General features: G+C 63.9%; 14 protein-coding genes. 4 read left to right on the top strand and 10 right to left on the bottom strand.

Going from position 1 to position 18,247, the window contains the following annotated elements; genetic code table 11:
* From V1283_RS17790 to V1283_RS17750, 9 genes are all read right to left on the bottom strand, one after another.
* Complete coding sequence (locus tag V1283_RS17790) at positions 1 to 1,092, bottom strand: sensor histidine kinase (RefSeq protein ID WP_334387745.1); 1,092 nt, start codon at positions 1,090 to 1,092, stop codon at positions 1 to 3.
* The gene (locus V1283_RS17785) at positions 1,089 to 1,529 is read right to left on the bottom strand and encodes a response regulator (protein WP_334387744.1); all 441 of its coding nucleotides are present in this window, start codon (positions 1,527 to 1,529) and stop codon (positions 1,089 to 1,091) included. Before V1283_RS17785 ends, V1283_RS17790 begins: the two co-directional genes overlap by 4 nt.
* Positions 1,526 to 3,055 carry a sensor histidine kinase gene (locus V1283_RS17780; protein ID WP_334387743.1) on the bottom strand — a complete coding sequence of 510 codons (1,530 nt, stop codon included), beginning with the start codon at positions 3,053 to 3,055 and terminating at the stop codon, positions 1,526 to 1,528. The genes V1283_RS17785 and V1283_RS17780 overlap by 4 nt, the downstream gene beginning before the upstream one ends.
* A gap of 119 nt (positions 3,056 to 3,174) precedes the next feature.
* Positions 3,175 to 4,533, bottom strand: a complete 1,359-nt coding sequence (gene accC / locus V1283_RS17775) for an acetyl-CoA carboxylase biotin carboxylase subunit (protein WP_334387742.1) — start codon at positions 4,531 to 4,533, stop codon at positions 3,175 to 3,177.
* A 24-nt stretch (positions 4,534 to 4,557) separates the two neighbouring features.
* Positions 4,558 to 5,049, bottom strand: a complete 492-nt coding sequence (gene accB, locus V1283_RS17770; RefSeq protein ID WP_334387741.1) for an acetyl-CoA carboxylase biotin carboxyl carrier protein — start codon at positions 5,047 to 5,049, stop codon at positions 4,558 to 4,560.
* 78 nt (positions 5,050 to 5,127) lie between these two features.
* Entirely contained in the window at positions 5,128 to 5,595 is a 468-nt protein-coding gene (gene aroQ, locus V1283_RS17765) for a type II 3-dehydroquinate dehydratase (protein WP_334387740.1), read from the bottom strand.
* A gap of 396 nt (positions 5,596 to 5,991) precedes the next feature.
* Positions 5,992 to 6,831, bottom strand: coding sequence for a DUF1236 domain-containing protein (locus V1283_RS17760; RefSeq protein ID WP_334387739.1), 840 nt, complete (start codon positions 6,829 to 6,831; stop codon positions 5,992 to 5,994).
* Between the two features lie 186 nt (positions 6,832 to 7,017).
* Positions 7,018 to 7,785: a DsbA family protein gene (locus V1283_RS17755; RefSeq protein WP_334387738.1), complete on the bottom strand. Its 768-nt coding sequence runs from the start codon at positions 7,783 to 7,785 to the stop codon at positions 7,018 to 7,020.
* Positions 7,786 to 7,894: 109 nt separating this feature from the next.
* A complete protein-coding gene (locus tag V1283_RS17750) occupies positions 7,895 to 9,301 on the bottom strand; it encodes a M48 family metalloprotease (RefSeq protein ID WP_334387737.1) in 1,407 nt (468 codons plus the stop codon).
* 251 nt (positions 9,302 to 9,552) lie between these two features.
* Here V1283_RS17750 and V1283_RS17745 point away from each other — a divergent pair, with 251 nt between their 5' ends.
* From V1283_RS17745 to V1283_RS17735, 3 genes are all read left to right on the top strand, one after another.
* Positions 9,553 to 10,743 carry a pyridoxal phosphate-dependent aminotransferase gene (locus V1283_RS17745; RefSeq protein WP_334387736.1) on the top strand — a complete coding sequence of 397 codons (1,191 nt, stop codon included), beginning with the start codon at positions 9,553 to 9,555 and terminating at the stop codon, positions 10,741 to 10,743.
* Positions 10,744 to 10,863: 120 nt separating this feature from the next.
* Positions 10,864 to 11,421, top strand: coding sequence for a biotin transporter BioY (locus tag V1283_RS17740; protein ID WP_334393097.1), 558 nt, complete (start codon positions 10,864 to 10,866; stop codon positions 11,419 to 11,421).
* Between the two features lie 114 nt (positions 11,422 to 11,535).
* On the top strand, positions 11,536 to 12,864 hold the full coding sequence (locus tag V1283_RS17735; RefSeq protein WP_334387735.1) for a dicarboxylate/amino acid:cation symporter: 1,329 nt from the start codon (positions 11,536 to 11,538) through the stop codon (positions 12,862 to 12,864).
* Between the two features lie 68 nt (positions 12,865 to 12,932).
* Here the strand turns inward: V1283_RS17735 and V1283_RS17730 are convergent, their stop codons facing one another.
* The gene (locus V1283_RS17730; protein ID WP_334387734.1) at positions 12,933 to 16,133 is read right to left on the bottom strand and encodes an Rne/Rng family ribonuclease; all 3,201 of its coding nucleotides are present in this window, start codon (positions 16,131 to 16,133) and stop codon (positions 12,933 to 12,935) included.
* Between the two features lie 734 nt (positions 16,134 to 16,867).
* On the opposite strand from V1283_RS17730, the gene V1283_RS17725 reads away from it, so the two are divergent.
* Positions 16,868 to 18,208 (top strand): N-acetylmuramoyl-L-alanine amidase, encoded by a 1,341-nt coding sequence (locus tag V1283_RS17725; protein WP_334387733.1) that lies wholly within the window; start codon positions 16,868 to 16,870, stop codon positions 18,206 to 18,208.
* Positions 18,209 to 18,247: the final 39 nt, after the last annotated feature.

Here is an 18,247-nt window from a genome sequence, read left to right as displayed (position 1 = left end):
CTAGCCCGCCGCGGCGTTGGTCGATTTCGGCGCCACCGCCGGGACGCGGCGGAAGCGCAGCACGATCCTGGTGCCATGATGGTCCGGATCGCGCTCGGCACTGGCGTCCAGCTTGGCGGCCATCGCGCTCACGATGCGTTGCCCCATGCCGGTGGAGCGCGGATCGGCCTTGGCGTTGAGGCCGACGCCGTCGTCGGCAATCGCGACCACGAGGTCGTCGCCCTCAGGCTTGAGCTCGACGTGAATGGGACCTGCACCGTCGGGATAGGCATATTTGACGGCGTTCATCACCAGCTCGTTGACGATGATGCCGATCGCGACCGCGCGGTCCGGGTCGATCTCGATCGGTTCGGCCTTGAGCGTCAGCCGCGACATCTTGTTGCCCTCGGCCGAACGCCGGAGATCTTCCAGCAGGGCTTCGAGATACTGGTTCAGCAGCACGCTCTTGAGATCGTGCGAGGTGTAGAGGCGGCGATGCACCTGGGCGACCGCGGCGACGCGGCCCATCGCATTGGTCAGCGCCGCCTTGACGTCGTCCTGGGTGGTCGAATTGGCCTGCAGATGCAGCAGCGAGGCGATGATCTGCAAGGAGTTGCCGACGCGGTGGTTGACTTCGCGCAGCAGCACTTCGCGTTCGGCGGCGAGCGCCGCATAGCGGTCGCGCGAGCGGTGAACCTCGGCTTCGGCCTCGTCGCGGGCGCGCTGAAGCTCGGCCTGCCGCAGCGCGCCGTTGACGGCGACCTGAAGCAGCGGAATGAAATCGCCCCTGATGTCCTTGACCAGATAGTCGGCGGCACCGGCTTTCAGCGCCGTGACTGCGATCGCCGAATCCTGAGAGGCTGTGACGAACACCACCGGCGGCGCGTTCGGGATCGCCATGATCTGTTCCAGTGTTTCCAGCCCGTCGAGCCCGGGCATGTACTGGTCGAGCGCCACGACATCGATGCCGCCTTGCGCCAGCCGGGCCAACCCCTGGTCGCCACCGGCCGCATGGACGACCTTGAAGCCCGCCCGCGTCAGGCCGCGGTCGACCAGCCGGGCCAACCCGGCGTCGTCGTCGATATACAGCAGTGTCGGCATCGCGGGTTTCATGTGGCGGCCGGGGGTACCTGAATGACGGAAAAGAACAGACCGAGCTGACGAACGGCGTTGGCGAAGCTTTCGTAGTTCACGGGCTTGGTAATGTACACGTTGCAACCGAATTCGTAGCAACGCTTGATCTCGTGAGAATCGTCGGTCGTGGTCAGCACCACCACGGGCGTTGTCTTGAGGTATCTGTTTTCCTTGACCCGCTTCAGAATGTCGATGCCGGTCATGTCGGGCAAATTGAGGTCGAGCAGGATCAGGAGGGCGCTGCCCTTGTGGTCGAGACCCGTCCCGTCCTTGCCAAACAGGTAGTTCAGCGCGGCTGTACCGCTGGTGAACGGCTTTATCTCATTGTTGACACCGGATCGGCGTATATTGCGCTCAATCAGGCGGGCATGCCCCTCATCGTCCTCGATCATGATGATGGTGACTGGATTATTCATGTCCGTGTGTTCCGGTTGGCAGACCAATTAACGGGCAGCGTGATCGTGAACGTGCTGCCCCGGTGAAGTTCCGACGCGACCGACATGGTTCCTCCCAGCCGGCGCACCAACGCGCGGACATGGGCAAGGCCGATGCCCTGTCCCGGCCTATCCTGGGTTCCCGCGCGGCGGAACAGCTCGAAAATGCGCTGATGGTCCTTGGGGTCGATACCACGCCCATTGTCCGATAACTCGAAAATCGCAAAGCCGAGCTTGGTGCGGCCGCGCACCGTAATTTCGCCGGGGACCCCGGTCTTGAGGTATTTGAGTGCATTGTCGATCAGATTGGAGAAGATCTGCTCCACCGCAAGGCGATCGCTGACGATATTCGGCAGCGTGTCGATCCGGATCTCGGCCTGGGCTTCGGCGGCCTGATGGGCCACGGTCGTCACGATGGCCTCGATCAGCTCCTTTGTATCGATCCACACCGGCTCGAACTCGCGCCGCCCCTCGCGGGTGAGGCTGAGGATCGCCGATATCAACCGGTCCATCTTGCCGATCGATGACTTGATGAAGCCGAGCGCCTCGGAGAAATCTTCCGAGAGCTGCTTATCGGGGCCCTCGAGTACGGGTTCGGCGGTATCGGTGGCGTTTTCCGGGGCCGATGGTGCGGCGGACTGCTCGCGGGAAAGCGCTGCGATCCGTTTGAAGATGTCGCCGCGCAATTCCTCCAACTCGCTGGTGAAGCCCATGATGTTCACCAGCGGCGAGCGCAGATCGTGGCTGACGATGTAGGCGAAGCGCTGGATCTCGTCATTGGCTTCGCGCAGGTCCGCGGTGCGCTCGTCGACCGTGGCCTCGAGGTTGAGATGGCTGTCGCGCAGCCTGGCGGCGGCCTGGTCGCGTGCGTGCGACGAACGCCGGACCATGAAGATCGCGATGCCGGCCAGCACGACCACGAAACCCGAACCGATGCCGGTGATCGAGGCCGCCAGCGTCTGGCTGCGATCGGCGTTGGTCGTGCGCTCGACAAACAGGCGGTCTTCCTCGGTCCGCATCCGCACCGCGAGATCTTCGATATGTTTCATGGTGTCGCGCCCGATGCCCTCGCGCACGATCTTGGCGGCGTCGCTCATGCGCTTCGACCGGGCCAGTTCGTTCGTCGTACGGAATTCCTCGATCCGCTGGTCGTAGAGCGGCATCATTTCGTTGATGAGCCGCCTTTGAACCGGATTGTCGGTGATAAGTTGGCTCAACTTCGTCAGCGCCGGCGTCAGTTCGGATATGGCTTGCTCAAAATCGGACTGAAAATCCGGCCGCAATGTCGCGAGATAGCCGCGCTGTGCGCTTTCGGCACGCCGCAACTGCAGTTGGACGAGCGATATCTGGTTTTCAACCTCAAGGGTGCGCAGAACCGTGCGCGCGTCCTCGCGCGCCTCGTTCACCAGATGGACCGAACCGGCGCTGATGACGGTCAACACCAAGAGCCCCGCCGCAAGCAGCAGGATATGCCCGATGGCGCGCTTGCGCTGGGCGTCAGCGGTCACGGTGATCTCGCGTCATGAACAAACGGAACAAGCGCCCCTGGCAGCCCCTTTTGCACACCAACGTGCGATGGAACCCATCGGTTCCATGCGCCGTCGAATATTTCAGGAGTTTTTTTGGATCAGGTCTTGCCGTCCACCGGCTGGCCGGCGAGGTACTGCTCGAGCCAGTGAATGTGGTAGTCGCCGTTGATGATGTCGGCCTCCCGGACCAGCGCCCGGAACAGCGGCAGGGTGGTTTCGATGCCGTCGACCACCATCTCGTCGAGCGCCCGGCGCAGCCGCATCAGGCATTCCGCGCGGGTCTTGCCGTGCACGATCAGCTTGCCGACCAGCGAATCATAATAAGGCGGAATAACGTAGCCCTGATAAACGGCGGAATCGATCCGCACGCCGAGCCCGCCGGGCGGATGGAATTGCGTGATCTTGCCGGGTGACGGGCGGAAGGTCTGCGGGTTCTCCGCATTGACGCGGCATTCGATGGCATGCCCGATGATGGCGATCTCTTCCTGCTTCGCGGGCAGGTCGCCGCCGGCGGCGATGCGGATCTGCTCCAGCACGAGGTCGATGTCGGTGATGCTCTCGGTGACGGGATGCTCGACCTGGATGCGGGTGTTCATTTCGATGAAATAGAACTCGCCATCCTCATAGAGGAATTCGATGGTGCCGACGCCGAGATATTTCATGTCCCGCATCGCCTTGGCGCAGGTCTCGCCGATCCTGGCGCGGGCGGCGGCGGAGAGAACCGGCGAGGGGCCTTCTTCCCAGACCTTCTGGTGACGGCGCTGCAGCGAGCAGTCGCGCTCGCCGAGATGGATCGCGCCGCCGCGGCCGTCGCCGAGAATCTGGATCTCGATGTGGCGCGGCTTCTGCAGGTATTTTTCGAGATAGACCGAGGCGTCGCCGAACGCCGATTTGGCCTCGTTGGACGCGGTCGACAGCGCCATCATCAGATCGTCGGCGGAGTGCGCGACCTTCATGCCGCGTCCGCCGCCGCCGGCGGCCGCCTTCACCAGCACGGGGAAGCCGATCGCCTTGCCGATAGCCAGGGCATCGTCGTCGGGCGAGACCGCGCCATCGGAACCCGGAACGACGGGGATGCCGAGCCGCTTGGCGGTCTTCTTGGCCTCGATCTTGTCGCCCATCAGGCGAATGTGCTCGGCCTTCGGGCCAATGAAATGCAGATTATGCTCGGCGAGGATTTCGGCGAAGCGGGCGTTCTCCGACAGGAAGCCGTAGCCGGGATGCACGGCGTCGGCGCCGGTGATCTCGCAGGCCGCGAGCAGTGCGGGGACGTTGAGATAAGAATCCTTTGATGGCGGTGGGCCGATACAAACGCTCTCGTCGGCGAGCCGCACATGCATGGCGTCGGCATCGGCGGTGGAATGCACCGCGACAGTGGAGATGCCGAGCTCCTTGCACGCGCGCAGCACCCGGAGCGCGATCTCGCCGCGATTGGCTATCAGAATCTTGTCGAACATCGCAGCGCCTGACGTTGACGAATTTTATTCAATGATCACGAGCGGCTCGCCGAATTCGACCGGCTGGCCGTCCTCGACGAGAATTTGCGTCACCGTGCCCGCGCGCGGCGATGGGATCTGGTTCATCGTCTTCATCGCTTCGATGATCAGCAGCGTTTGCCCGGCCGATACCTTGGTGCCGACGTCGATGAACGGCTTGGCGCCGGGCTCGGGCGCCCAGTAAGCGGTACCGACCATCGGCGAGGGGACCACGCCCGGATGCTTGGCCAGATCGGCACCCGCAGCGGGGACCGCTGCCGCGGCAGCAACCGGCGCCGGCTGGAAGCCCGCCGGCATCGCCGCCGACACGGTGATGTTGCGCGCGACCCGCACCCGCAGGCCGGCGCGCTCGATTTCGATCTCGGTCAGGCTGGTCTCATCCAGCAGCAGCGCGAGTTCGCGAATGAGCGCGCTGTCGTCGCTCTTCAGGTTTGCGGCAGAATTGTCCGCTGACTTGTTGTCGGGCTGGCGGGCCATGCTCTTGATCCGGAATTCTCGATGTGGGTGACGGCGTAAGCGTCAGGCTTGGTGTCGTTCGACGTCAGGTTTTTGAAGTTAGGTTTTGGCTTTGGCGCCGATTTTGGCGGCAAGGCCTGATATTGCGAGCCGGTAGCCATCGATGCCGAAGCCGCAGAGCGACGCAAAGGCGGCCATGGCCGTGTAGGAGTGATGACGGAAGCTCTCGCGGGCGTGGATGTTGCTGATATGCACTTCCACCGTCGGAATCTTCACCGCGACCAGCGCGTCATGTAACGCGATCGAAGTGTGCGAATAGCCGCCGGCGTTGATGATGATGCCGGCCACCTTTTTGGCATGCGCCTCGTGGATGAAGTCGATCAGTTCGCCTTCGCGGTTGGACTGGCGGCAATCGGCCTTCAGGCCGAATTGCGCCGCGGTCTCCACACACAGCTTTTCGACATCGGCGAGCGACGCGTGGCCGTAGGTTTCGGGCTCGCGCGTCCCCAACATGTTGAGGTTCGGGCCGTTGAGGACATAGATCGTCGCGGCAGAGGCTTGGGCCATCCGGATTCCAGCAAATGGGGGCGGGCAGGTCGCGGGGTTATAGGTAACAATGGGGTCAAGGGGAAGTCTTTAGGCCGCTCCGGCCGCCTTTCAAACGCCTCATCCTGTTCATAAAAAGGCACGCAGAACCTGCTGAAATTGCACGTTAACCCAATGCCAAAGAATCGGCCGGGGGCGTGTCAGCGCGCCGTCATCCACCGCCACGTGCCTTAAAGACGCAAGCTCAGACCAAGACCGGCACGGTTGTGCTGCCCGAACCCCCGCGTTGTTCCCAGCCTTCACTCGAAATGATGAATTCGCTGGGAGTTCACCCGGTCGCAGCAACTCGACGAGTCTCGGCCAAGCAAAAAAGGGCGGGCATTTCTGCCCGCCCTGATATTTGCGAAAAGCCTGTTGTCAGGATTCCAGAACTGCCACGATCTCGTAGGTGTTCGGGTCGACGATCACGATCTGCTCCTTGACGAGGATGAACTTATACCTGCGCCATTCCGGATAGATCGTCACCACTCGCTCCGGCAACGCATGGAAGGTCACCTCGCGCGGTACGCGGGTGCCGACCGAAATCGAGAAGTTCACGTTCGTCACCGGCGCAACGCGCTGCTCGTGGATCACACTGGTGATCTGGCTGCGCTGCTCGGTCGAGAGCTTGCCGGCCGCACCGGCCTGACCCGTGGTGGTCGTGCTCTGGCCCGCGGCTCCGCCCTGAGTCTGGGTCTGCATGCGGTCCTGCTGGCCCTGGGCCTTCTGGTCCTTCTGGTCATGGCCCTGCGTTTGATCGCGGCCCTGGGTCGTCGTCTGGTCACGGTGCTGGGTCGTGCTTTGATCACGCTGCATCGTACCCTGGCCGGTCGTCTGACCCTTCTGCTCGGACTTCATGCCGCCGCGGTCTTCCTTACCCTCGGCCTTCATATCCTTGTCTTGCCGGCCTTCGGCCTTCATGTCCTTGCCGCCCTTCATGTGGTCTTCGGCGCGCTGGTTCTTTTCAGCGCCCATCGACTTAGGCTCGGACTGCGCGCCCTTCATGTCGGACTTGCCGCCGCTGTCCTTGCCGCCGCTATCGCGCTGCATCGTGCCCGACGAAGCGCCGCCGCGATCGGAAGAAGAAGGCGCGCTCTGCTGAGCCGGGGAACCGGCCGACCCTGCGTCGCGGCCCATACCGGTACCCTGCGCGTTCGCAAAGCCGGTTCCGGCGATCAGGGCCGCTGTCGCGACCGAAATCAAAAAGCGGTTAGTCATCGAATGTCTCCTCACATGTCTGCATTGCCCGACCGACAACGAAAGGAATTGCGCGATGTTCCTGATCATCGGCGGTTCCGCTGACTTTGTTTTGTGAATGCGGGATGAACCGCCGCGCCGTGGAACGCCGCAAAGAAAAAGGCCGGCTGTTGAGCCGGCCTTTCATCGCAATACGTGCAGTTCGCCTCAGCAGGTCGCCTTGCCGCAGCGGGCGTTGCTGATCTTTTCCCGCAGGTTCTCGACGCCGACCGCGCCGATCACGACCTGCTTGCCGATCACGTAGCTCGGCGTGCCGTTCATCCCCATCGCTTCGGCGAGCTTGAAATTTTCCTCGAGCGTGCTGCGCACCTCGGCGCTCGAAAGGTCCTTCTCCAGCTTCGCCATGTCGAGCCCGACTTCCTTGGCGACGGCCATCGCGCGCGCCTTGTCGGCGGCGCCGCGGCCGCCCAGAAGCTTCTGGTGGAAGTCGAGATATTTCTTGCCACTCGGATCCTGCATGCGCACCGCGACGCCGACCTGTGCGGCTTCGACCGAGCCTGCGCTCAGCACCGGAAACTCCTTGAGCACGACCTTCAGCTTCGGATCGGCCTTCATCAGTTCCATCATGTCCGTCATCGCGCGCTTGCAGTACCCGCAATTGTAATCGAAGAATTCGACGAAGGTGACGTCGCCGTCCTTGTTGCCGAGCGTGACGTTGCGCGGCGAATTGAAGATCGCGTCCGAATGGTTGGCGACGCCGGCTTCGTGCTTGGCGGATTCCGCCGCGGCCTGACGCTTGCTGAGTTCGGTCATCGCCTCTTCGAGCACCTCGGGATGCGCGATCAGGTAATTCCGGACGATGGTCTCGATGTCACCGCGCTGGGTGTCGCTGAAGCTCTGCGCGGAAGCGGACATCGGCGCGCCGCAGAACGCGACAGCGAACAATGCGGGAATGAGAAGACGGAACGAGGGCATCGCTAAATCCTTATGCGTCGGGTTCCCGGGCAATTCTGCTGAAGGGCCGGCTCCTGGGGATCTTGGTCCGTGGTGGTCAGGTCCGATTATAGCGGAACCCGGTTGATTTCTAGTTGCTCTTCTGGCCTGGCAACGGCTTGGCGCTCACAATGTCGTCAGCCTTGACCCATCCCGGCGTCCCGATCGCAAAGCGCGTTTTCGCGCGCGATGCAAGATCGCGCGCCGTCTTGCTGTCGCCGCGAAGGTAGGCGGCCTGGGCCGACGCCAGATCGGCCTGCGCATAGTCGCCCTTGCGGCCATAGGCCATTGCAAGCTGGGTGTAGCCGATTGGCGCTTCGCTCTCGCGCGCCACCGCCGCACGCAGGATGGCGATTGCCTCGTCGGTGTAGGCGTTGTTGCCGGTTGCCACGAGGGCCTGCCCAAGCAGCATCTCGATGAGCGGGGAGTTGTTGGAGAGTGCGACCGCTTTGCGCAGCGGCGCAATCGCCTCCTGCGGCTTGCCGCCCTCCATCAGCGCCTGACCGCGCACCTCGTGGAAATAGGGATTGTTGGGCTGCTGCTGGATCAGGGCGTCGATCTGGGAGAGCGCGCTGCGCAGGTCGCCGTGCAGATAGGTCGTGATCGCGTGGGCATAGCGCGCAGGCAGGCTGTTATTGGACATCGGATAGCGCCGGGACACGGTTTCCTGCCGCTCCATGAAGGCCGAGATCTTGGCGCGCACCATGTCGTGGCGCAGCTGCAGGGCAGGGTCGTCCTTTTTGTCCCAGTAGGGGCTCGAACGCGCCAGTTCTTCCAGCGCGGCGACGCGCTCAGCCGGCATCGGATGCGATTGAACGTAGGGGTCCGAGCCGCGCGAGGCGAACAGGCTCTCGTCGGTGAAGCGCTTGAAGGTCTCATACATGCCCCGGGCGGACTGGCCGGTGGCGGTCAGAAATTTCACGCCGGCCCTGTCGGCGTTCTCCTCCTGCTGGCGCACGTAGGAGAGCAGGTTGCGGCGGATCACCTCTCCCTGCGCGGAGAACATCGCCGCACCGGCGTTGGTCAACCCGCCGCTGCCGCCGCCGGTCTTCGCGCCCGCGACCATCGCGCCGGCGCCGAGCAGCATGGCAATGATCATCTGGGTCTGGGCCTGCGCCATCTGCTCGCGCATCTTGGCGAGATGGCCGCCGGCGAGGTGGCCGGTTTCGTGCGCCATCACGCCGATGATCTGGTTCGGCGTCTCCGACTGCATGATCGCGCCGTAGTTCACGAAGATGCGGCGGCCGTCAGCAACGAAGGCGTTGAAGACGCCCTGGTTGATGATCACCATCTGGATGTTCTGTTTTTCCAGACCGGCGGCGCGCAGGATCGGCCTTGTATATTCGCGCAGCAACTGCTCCGTCTCGGTGTCGCGGAGCACCGGCGGACCCTTGTTCTCCTGCGCCACAGCCGCCATTGGCGCAACGGCAAGTGCGATGGCTGTGGCCAGTGCGGTCAATTTCAGTGGTTTCTTGCGTAAGGCGATGCGCAGCAGCATGAGCGGTCTTTGGTGATTGGCGATGCGCCCGGATTGGCCCGGACGCCGGTTCGGTTTCCGGTTAGATCAGAAACGGGTCCCAGTTTGTTGTTTCAACGCGTTTCTTTCACCCGAGCCGGGGTATCACTGCGTGAACCCGGTATCACTTCGCGGGAAAAAGCTATAACAAGCCATCGAATACGGCCAGTCTGGGGCGGCAGCCGGTTCGGGAACCTGAATTCGGCGCGCGCCCGTGCAAATAACAGATATCGATGCTGGAATCGACACTTAGAGACCGCGCGAAAGCGCTGCTGACGCCCTCGGTGCGGAGCGATGTTCCGCCCTTCATGGTAATGGACGTGATGGCGGCCGCGGCCCGCATCGAGGCGGCCGGCGGCCATGTCATTCACATGGAAGTGGGACAGCCGGCGGCGTCGGCGCCCAAGGTCGCGATCGCGGCCGCGCATACAGCGCTCGATGCGGCGCGGATCGATTACACCTCCGCGCTCGGCATCCCCTCGCTGCGCACGCGAATCGCAAAACACTACCGCGATACTTACGGCTGTGCGGTCGATCCCGATCGCATCGTGATCACGACCGGCTCGTCCGGCGGATTCATTCTGGCGTTTCTGTCGATGTTTGAGCCGGGCGACCGGGTGGCGGTCACGGTGCCGGGCTATCCGCCGTACCGGCATATCCTGACCGCGCTCGGCTGCGAGCCGGTTTTGATCGAGACATCGGGCGCAACGCGGCATGCGTTGACGGGCGAGGCTTTGCTGGCCGCGCACCGCAAGTCGCCGCTGAAGGGCGTGCTGGTCGGCAGCCCCGCCAATCCGACGGGAACGATGATGTCGCGCGAGGCGCTCACCGGCCTGATCGGTGCAGCGGAAGGCGCGGGCATCCGCTTCATCTCCGACGAAATCTATCATGGCCTCGACTATGCGTTTCCGGCGGTGACGGCGGCAGAGCTTTCGCCGCATGCGCTCGTGATCAATTCGTTCTCGAAATATTTCTGCATGACCGGCTGGCGGGTCGGCTGGATGGTGGTGCCGGAGTCTTTGGTGCGGCCGATCGAACGCCTGCAGCAGAATCTGTCGATCTCGGTGCCGACGTTGTCGCAGATCGCGGCCGAAGCGGCATTCGAGGGCCGCGAGGAGATGGAAGCGATCAAGCGCGGCTATCAAGAGAACCGCCGCATCCTGATCGAGGGATTGCCGAAGGCCGGTCTCACCAAGTTCCTGCCGGCGGATGGCGCCTTCTACCTCTACGCAGACGTTTCGGATTTCACCTCCGACAGTTTCGAATTTGCCGGCCGCATGCTGGAGAAGGCGCATGTGGCGGCGACGCCGGGCGTCGATTTCGATCCGATCCACGGCCGCAGCTTCATTCGCTTCTCCTACGCGCGCTCGGCCGACGAGATGCGCGAAGCGGTGACGCGCATCGCGCGCTGGCTTGGATCGTAGCCAGCGGGCCACCATCCACATCATTGTTTGTCTTGCCTTCAATCAACCGGGGAGCCATCCGTGTCTGCCAAAACCATGCCTGAAACCATCGCGCCGCCACACTTCCTGCTCTCCGCCCTGCTGTGGCCGCAACGCGCCGGCGGATCGTCGGGCGTGTTGCGCGGCGTGATTCTGGTCGCACTGGGAACGGCGCTTTTGACCTTGTCGGCGAAGGTCAATTTGCCGTTGCCTTATGTTCCGATGACGCTGCAGACGCTGGCCGTCCTGGTGATCGGCGCGGCGTATGGCGCGGGGCTCGGCACGGCTACGGTGGTGGTCTATTTGGCTGAAGGGGCGATGGGATTGCCGGTATTCGCGGGCCCGGTCGGTGGGCTTGCGCCGCTGTTCGGGCCGACGGCCGGATATCTCTTCGGCTTCGTGGCTGCGGCCTTCGTGACGGGTTGGCTGAGCGAACGCGGGTGGGACCGATCGGTGCTGCGCCTGTTCGTGGCGATGGCATTCGGACACCTTCTCATTCTCGCCGCCGGGTTTGGCTGGCTGGCGTTCGGCATGAAGCTCGGCGTCGAAAAGGCGTGGCTGGTCGGCATCGTGCCGTTCATCGCGGGGTCGCTGATCAAGAATGCACTCGGCGCCGCATTGCTGCCGGCGATTCGGCGATTTCTCGATCCGCGCGGCTAGACCGGTCGTCGCTGCGGCGACATCTTGACTTCGCTGCCCCGAAGGACTTTGGCTGTGTGCGACGGATTGGCGCAAGTGCGACCGTTCCGCTGCTTCTGAGGGGGAGTAAACGTCATGGCGGCAACCATTGCGACCGCAGCACCGGCGAGTGCGGCAAAGCCCTGGTACAGGGTTCTCTATGTTCAGGTTCTGATCGCCATCGTGCTCGGCGCGCTGTTCGGCTGGCTGTGGCCTGCGCTTGCGACCAACGACTGGATCAAGGCGCTCGGCGACGGCTTCATCAAGCTGATCAAGATGGTGATCGCGCCGATCATCTTCTGCACCGTGGTATCCGGCATCTCGCATATACAAGATGCCAAGAAGGTCGGCCGCATCGGCGTCAAGGCGCTGGTCTATTTCGAGGTCGTCTCCACCTTCGCGCTGGTGATTGGTCTCCTCGTCGGCAATCTGATCAGGCCCGGCGCGGGTTTCGGCGGCAGCATGGCGAACGCGCAGGCGGTCGCCGGCTACGCCAAGCAGGCCGAAGCGCAGAAGACGGTCGATTTCTTCCTGCACATCATTCCCGACACGGTGGTGGGCGCCTTCGCGCAGGGCGAAATCTTGCAGGTGCTGCTGTTCTCGATCCTGTTTGGCTTCGCGTTGATGGGTCTTGGCGAGCGCGGCCATACCATCCGCACCTTTGTCGACGACGCCGCCCACGCCGTGTTCGGCGTGATCTCGATCGTCATGAAGGCCGCACCGATCGGCGCGTTCGGCGCGATGGCGTACACGATCGGCAAGTTCGGAACCGGCGCGATCCTGAACCTGGTCGGGCTGATCGCGACCTTCTACCTGACCGCGGCGCTGTTCGTGTTCGTGGTGCTCGGCGTGATCGCGCGCATGGTCGGCTTCTCGATCTTCAAGTTCCTGGCCTATATCAAGGACGAGCTTCTGATCGTGCTCGGCACGTCCTCCTCGGAGAGCGCGCTGCCGTCCTTGATGGAAAAGCTCGAACGGCTCGGCTGCTCCAAGTCGGTCGTGGGCCTCGTGGTGCCGACCGGCTACTCGTTCAATCTCGACGGCACCAACATCTACATGACGCTGGCGACCCTGTTCATCGCGCAGGCGCTCGGCTTCGATCTGACCTTCGGCCAGCAACTCACCATCCTGCTGGTCGCGATGCTGACCTCGAAGGGGGCGTCCGGCATTACCGGGGCCGGCTTCATCACGCTGGCGGCGACGCTCGCTGTGGTCGATCCTCGGCTGGTTCCGGGCATGGCCATCGTCCTCGGCATCGACAAGTTCATGAGCGAGTGCCGGGCACTGACCAATCTGTGCGGCAACGGCGTCGCCTGCGTGGTGGTGTCGTGGTGGGAGGGCGAACTCGACCAGGCCAAGCTGCACGCCAATCTGAACAAGCAGATCGATCCGACCGACATGGAGACCGCGATTACGACGGGGTAGCACCCCGCTCGATGCAAATAAAAAAACCGCCCGGTTTTGGCCGGGCGGTTTTCTTATTGGCTTGATCCTTACTCGCCGCTGCCGAAGCGCCGCGACCACCAGCCCGCCTTGCGTGGCGCGGCTTCGTCCGATGCGGCCGGCGCAGGTTCGGCCGGAGCAGGCGTGACAAGCTCTGGCGCGCTCTGGCTGACCGAGGGCGACGCCGGCTCCGCCTGCGGGCTGGTCATGAAGCTGACCTTTTCGCGCACCGTCGAACGCCGTCGCGCCGCAGCCCGCTCGGTTTCCTGCGCCGTTTCCTCGGCGGTTGGGGCGGCCGGGGCAGTGGGGGCCGGTTCGGGTTGGGCATAGGCCGCGGGCCGCGATTCAGCCGGTTGCGAAACCGGTTCGGGTTCGACCAGCGAGGGCGCAGGCTCGGACGAGCCTCCGTCGAAATCGGCAACGGCATTGGTGGCTTCCGGAGCCGAAGTGGGCCCGAGTTCGTCCGCGATCGATCCGGCAAGGCCATCTTCCAGCTCGGCGCCACGCCGGCGGCGTCCGCCGCGACGGCCGCGACGGCGCGGGCGCCGCTCGCCGTTGGCAGGCTGATCGCCGCGGGCCATGCCGGGCTGTTCGTCGCCTTCGTCCTCGTCGGCTTCACCGTCCTCGGCGGTCGCGCCTTCGACGGCCTCGCCCGCGACGCGCATCGCGTCACTGTCCTCGCGCGGGGCGCCGCCTTCACGCGGCTCGCCACGGCCGCGCCGGCGTCGGCGCCGCTTGCGGCGGTGGCCGTCTCCTTCGCCTTCGCCCGCCGCCGCCTCGGCGGCATCGTCGGCCAAGCCCTCGGTCTCTTCGGTTTCGATCTCGGATTCGGTGTCGAGGTCAAACGCCTCGTCGTCGTCATAGGCCTCCTCGACCTGCGGCGGAAAGGCGGCAGCCTGCGCCGCCAGCAACGCCTTGGCGGCTTCCAGCGTGTGTACCTGTTCGCCGCGGTCGATGATGAACGACTGCTGGCCGGCGACGGTTGGATCGGCGCTCACGGCGAGCGACACCTTGAAGGCGCTTTCGAGATCGCGCAGATGGCCGCGCTTGTGGTTGAGCACATAGAGCGCGACGTCGGTGCGGGTGCGCACCACCAGATTGTGGGTCGCGCCCTTCATCAAAATCTCTTCGATGCCGCGCAGCAATTGCAGCGCGACCGACGAGACCGAGCGCACATGACCGCTGCCGCCGCATACCGCGCAGGGCTCGGTCGAACTCTCCAGTACGCTGGCGCGGATGCGCTGGCGCGACATTTCCAACAAGCCGAAATGCGAGATGCGCCCGACCTGGATGCGCGCGCGGTCCTGCCGCAGGCAGTCGGACAGCTTGCGCTCGACCGCGCGGTTGTTGCGCTTCTCGTCCATGTCGATGAAGTCGATGACGATAAGGCCCGCAAGATCGCGCAACCGCAGTTGCCGGGCGACTTCCTCCGCCGCTTCCAGATTGGTCTTGAGCGCGGTGTCCTCGATGTGATGTTCGCGGGTCGAGCGGCCGGAGTTGACGTCGATCGAGACCAGCGCCTCGGTCTGGTTGATCACGATGTAGCCGCCGGAACGGAGCTGCACGGTCGGCGAGAACATCGCATCGAGCTGGCTCTCGACGCCCATCCGCGAGAACAGCGGCTGGCCGTCGCGATATTGCCGAACCGCCCGCACGTTCGAGGGCATCAGCATCTTCATGAAGTCGCGCGCTTCCTGGTAACCGGCTTCGCCGGCGACCTGGATCTCGTCGATCTCCTTGTTGTAGAGGTCGCGCAGCGAGCGCTTGATCAGCGAGCCTTCCTCGTAGACGAGGGTGGGGGCCTGCGACTTCAGCGTCATGTCGCGCACGGTTTCCCACATGCGGATCAGATATTCGAAGTCGCGCTTGATCTCGGGCTTGGTCCGCGAGGCGCCGGCGGTGCGCAGGATGATCCCCATGCCCTCGGGCACGTCGAGATCCTGCACCACTTCCTTCAGCCGCGAGCGATCCTGCGCGCTCGTGATTTTGCGGCTGATGCCGCCGCCACGGGCGGTGTTGGGCATCAGCACCGCGTAACGGCCGGCCAGCGACAGGTAGGTCGTGAGCGCCGCGCCCTTGTTGCCGCGCTCTTCCTTGACGACCTGAACCAGCATCACCTGGCGGCGCTTGATGACTTCCTGGATCTTGTACTGACGGCGCGGGCGGAACGGGCGCTCCGGAACTTCCTCGAGCACGTCGTCGCCACCAACGGATTCGACGACTTCCTCTTCGGCATCCTCGCCGTCGTCTTCATCATCGTGGCCGTCGTCGCGTTCGGAAGCCGGCGCGAGTTCGTCGGGAGAGGCAATCGCGTAGCCTTCGCCGGCGTGCTCGATATGCGGTGCGTCGTCGGCATGGGCCGCGTTTTCGCGCGCCTGTTGCTCGTCATGATGCTCATCATGAGGGTGTTCGGTATGAGCGTGTTCAGTATGAGCGTGTTCAGTCGCAGCCTCGGGGGCGGTCGCCTCGATCGGCGCCATGGCAGACGTGCCGGATTCCAATTCCGCAACCGGTGCTTCGCCTGCGGCGTCTGACCGTTCGTCGGAACCTCGCGCATCGTCATCATGGTGACGATCGTGGTCGTGTTGAGGCTCATGATCGTGCGAATGGTCGCGATCGTGACCATGCGTCTCGTGATCATGCGCGTCATGGTCGTGATGCGCCGTATCCTCATGATGCCCAGCATCATTCTCATGATGCCCAGCATCATTCTCATGATGCCCAGCATCATTCTCATGATGCTCAGCGTCGTGCGGATGCACTTCGCCGGCATACGCACCTTCGTGCTGATACGCTTCGCCTTCATAGGGCTGGGCGGCCTGTGAGGGATCCTGGCCAGCGTTCTCGACAACGCCGCTCTGGACACGGTCGCCATGGCCGCGGCGGCGCGCATTGCGGTGGCGCGAGCGGCCACGGTGGCGGTTGGAGGAGCGGTTCTCGCTCTCTTCCTCGGCCTCGCGATGGGCGCGCTCGTCGGCCTCGATCAGCGCCTGACGGTCGGCGACCGGGATCTGATAGTAGTCCGGGTGGATTTCGCTGAAGGCCAGGAAGCCGTGGCGGTTGCCGCCATATTCGATGAACGCCGCCTGCAGCGACGGTTCTACGCGCGTGACCTTGGCGAGATAGATATTGCCGCGGAGCTGCTTGCGTTGGGCGGTCTCGAAATCAAATTCTTCGACGCGATTGCCGCGGACCACAACGACCCGGGTCTCTTCCGGGTGGGTGGCGTCGATCAACATCTTGTTGGGCATTTTGGAACTCTTGACGGCGGCGGGCGCGGTGCATGGCGCGCGCAAATTGCGCGGCCCGGTGACGCGACGGTCCACCTGATTCGGGGGTGAGGGGAAGGCCAAAACGCACTTCTTGGCGCCGCGCCGAACGGGGAGCCACCTGAGCGATGCGACGTGCGAAGCTTTCGCCTCGCGTCGGCGCGATCGTTCCGTGGATCCTGGTCGGCAATACAGTCTGGCGCATCAAGCGTCGGCCCGTCTAAACATGTTGGCGGAAAAGGATACCGCCGTATCTATCGCTGAAGGCCCGGTGCGGCGCCTAGACGCCCGCCGGCCATCGCATATCGGACCGTTTTGGGTCCGGATAATCAGTTTTGCCGTGTCTCAAACCGTCCCTGGAAAAGGTACCTGGGACCGGACGCCGCTCGGGCTCGAAACCGTCACTCCGTGTCAGCCGCGCGCGGCGCAGGCTGTGGAGGGATCGGGAAAGACGCAGGTTCCTCCGGCTTCGAAGGTTCCGGCGCTGCACCAAGAGGCTGAACGCGACACAACCGGGAGTATTAGCCGTCAGCACCTCGTACATACGTGGATTGGGGGCTGCGTGCAAGGGAAGGGCAAGGGAACCCGAAGGGAACCCTTTCTCGGAGCGTCGCGGCGCGGCAACACTTGCTCCTTTTCACAGATTCGACCTTAAGGTCGATTAACGCTGTGGTCCTAATGCGGTAAGGGAAGGCTCCTCCGGAGGCACCGAATCGTTGGCGAGCCGCGCAAATCACCCTATTTTGCTGGGATGTGGCCTATTGTGCGCCGCAGCATTGCTGTGCACCCCCAGCGCGGCCCAGGCGCCGGCTTATCAAGCACCACCCGCCTATCAAACACCGCTTTATCAAGGACCGGCCGCCATTCCGAGCCCGGGGGCGGTATCGAGTTTCCCGATCGCGTCTGACGCTCGCCTGGCCGGCGATGCCAAACAGACCCGCTTCATCCTCGATCTCGACAAGCCGGTCCAGTTTCGGGCGTTTACGCTCGCGGACCCCTATCGCGTGATCGTCGACCTGGCCCAGGTCAATTTCCAGCTCCCGGCGGCTGCCGGTGCTGCGGGGCGGGGACTGGTCAAGGCGTTCCGCTACGGTCTCGTCATGCCGGGCGGATCGCGGATCGTGTTTGACCTGACCGGACCGGCCAAGATCGCCAAATCCTATGTGCTGGAGGCGGCCAACGGCCAGCCGCCGCGGCTGGTGCTCGAATTTGAAGAGGTAGACCGCACCGCCTTTGTGCAGTCGCTGGCGCCCGAAAACCGGCCCGAACTGCGGCCCGGGATCGCCGAGGCCAATGCAGCCGTTGCACGGGTGGACGCGCCAGCCGCGCCGGCGACGCCGACGGACAAAAGGCCCGTGGTCGTGATCGATCCCGGTCATGGCGGCGTCGACAACGGCACCCAGGCTGGTGGCGGCGACATCATGGAAAAGAACTTGGTGCTGGGCTTTGGCCTGGCGCTGCGCGATCGGATCGAGAAGTCGGGCAAGTATCGCGTCGTCATGACCCGGACGGACGACACCTTCATTCCGCTTGGCGACCGCGTGAAGATCGCGCGCAACGAGTCGGCGGCGCTGTTCGTCTCGATCCATGCCGACGCCTTGCGGCGTGGCGAAGGCGACGCCCAGGGCGCCACCATCTACACGCTGTCGGACAAAGCCTCCGACTCCGAGGCCGAGCGGCTGGCGGACACTGAAAACAAGTCGGACGCGATCGGCGGGGTCAGTCTTGCCGACGAGCCGACCGAAGTCGCCGACATCCTGATCGATCTGGTGCAGCGGGAGACCAAAACCTTCTCAAACCGTTTCGCGCGGATGCTGATGGGCGAGATGAAGACCACGGTGCGGATGCACAAGCACCCGCTGAAATCGGCCGGTTTTCGGGTCCTCAAGGCTCCCGACGTGCCCTCCGTCCTGGTCGAACTCGGCTATGTCTCCAACAAGGGGGACCTGGAGCACCTGGTGTCGGAAAACTGGCGGAACCGGACGGTCGGATCGATGGCGCAGGCAATTGATGCATTTTTGGCCAAGCGGCTGGCAACTGCCGGACCGGGCAAATGAATAGTTCAGTGCGCATGGCGTAAGCGCAGGCTGAAAAGC

The sequence above is a fragment of the Bradyrhizobium sp. AZCC 2262 genome (genome assembly GCF_036924535.1).
Lineage (GTDB): Bacteria > Pseudomonadota > Alphaproteobacteria > Rhizobiales > Xanthobacteraceae > Bradyrhizobium.
This window is presented reverse-complemented; position numbering and strand designations above follow the sequence as displayed.

Coding starts and splice junctions, on each gene's coding strand:
- V1283_RS17785 (WP_334387744.1), bottom strand. CDS start 1,529: ATGAATAATCCAGTCACCATCATCATGATCGAGGACGATGAGGGGCAT.
- V1283_RS17755 (WP_334387738.1), bottom strand. CDS start 7,785: ATGCCCTCGTTCCGTCTTCTCATTCCCGCATTGTTCGCTGTCGCGTTC.
- V1283_RS17730 (WP_334387734.1), bottom strand. CDS start 16,133: ATGCCCAACAAGATGTTGATCGACGCCACCCACCCGGAAGAGACCCGG.
- V1283_RS17750 (WP_334387737.1), bottom strand. CDS start 9,301: ATGCTGCTGCGCATCGCCTTACGCAAGAAACCACTGAAATTGACCGCA.
- V1283_RS17760 (WP_334387739.1), bottom strand. CDS start 6,831: ATGACTAACCGCTTTTTGATTTCGGTCGCGACAGCGGCCCTGATCGCC.
- accB (WP_334387741.1), bottom strand. CDS start 5,049: ATGGCCCGCCAGCCCGACAACAAGTCAGCGGACAATTCTGCCGCAAAC.
- V1283_RS17790 (WP_334387745.1), bottom strand. CDS start 1,092: ATGAAACCCGCGATGCCGACACTGCTGTATATCGACGACGACGCCGGG.
- accC (WP_334387742.1), bottom strand. CDS start 4,533: ATGTTCGACAAGATTCTGATAGCCAATCGCGGCGAGATCGCGCTCCGG.
- V1283_RS17745 (WP_334387736.1), top strand. CDS start 9,553: ATGCTGGAATCGACACTTAGAGACCGCGCGAAAGCGCTGCTGACGCCC.
- aroQ (WP_334387740.1), bottom strand. CDS start 5,595: ATGGCCCAAGCCTCTGCCGCGACGATCTATGTCCTCAACGGCCCGAAC.
- V1283_RS17735 (WP_334387735.1), top strand. CDS start 11,536: ATGGCGGCAACCATTGCGACCGCAGCACCGGCGAGTGCGGCAAAGCCC.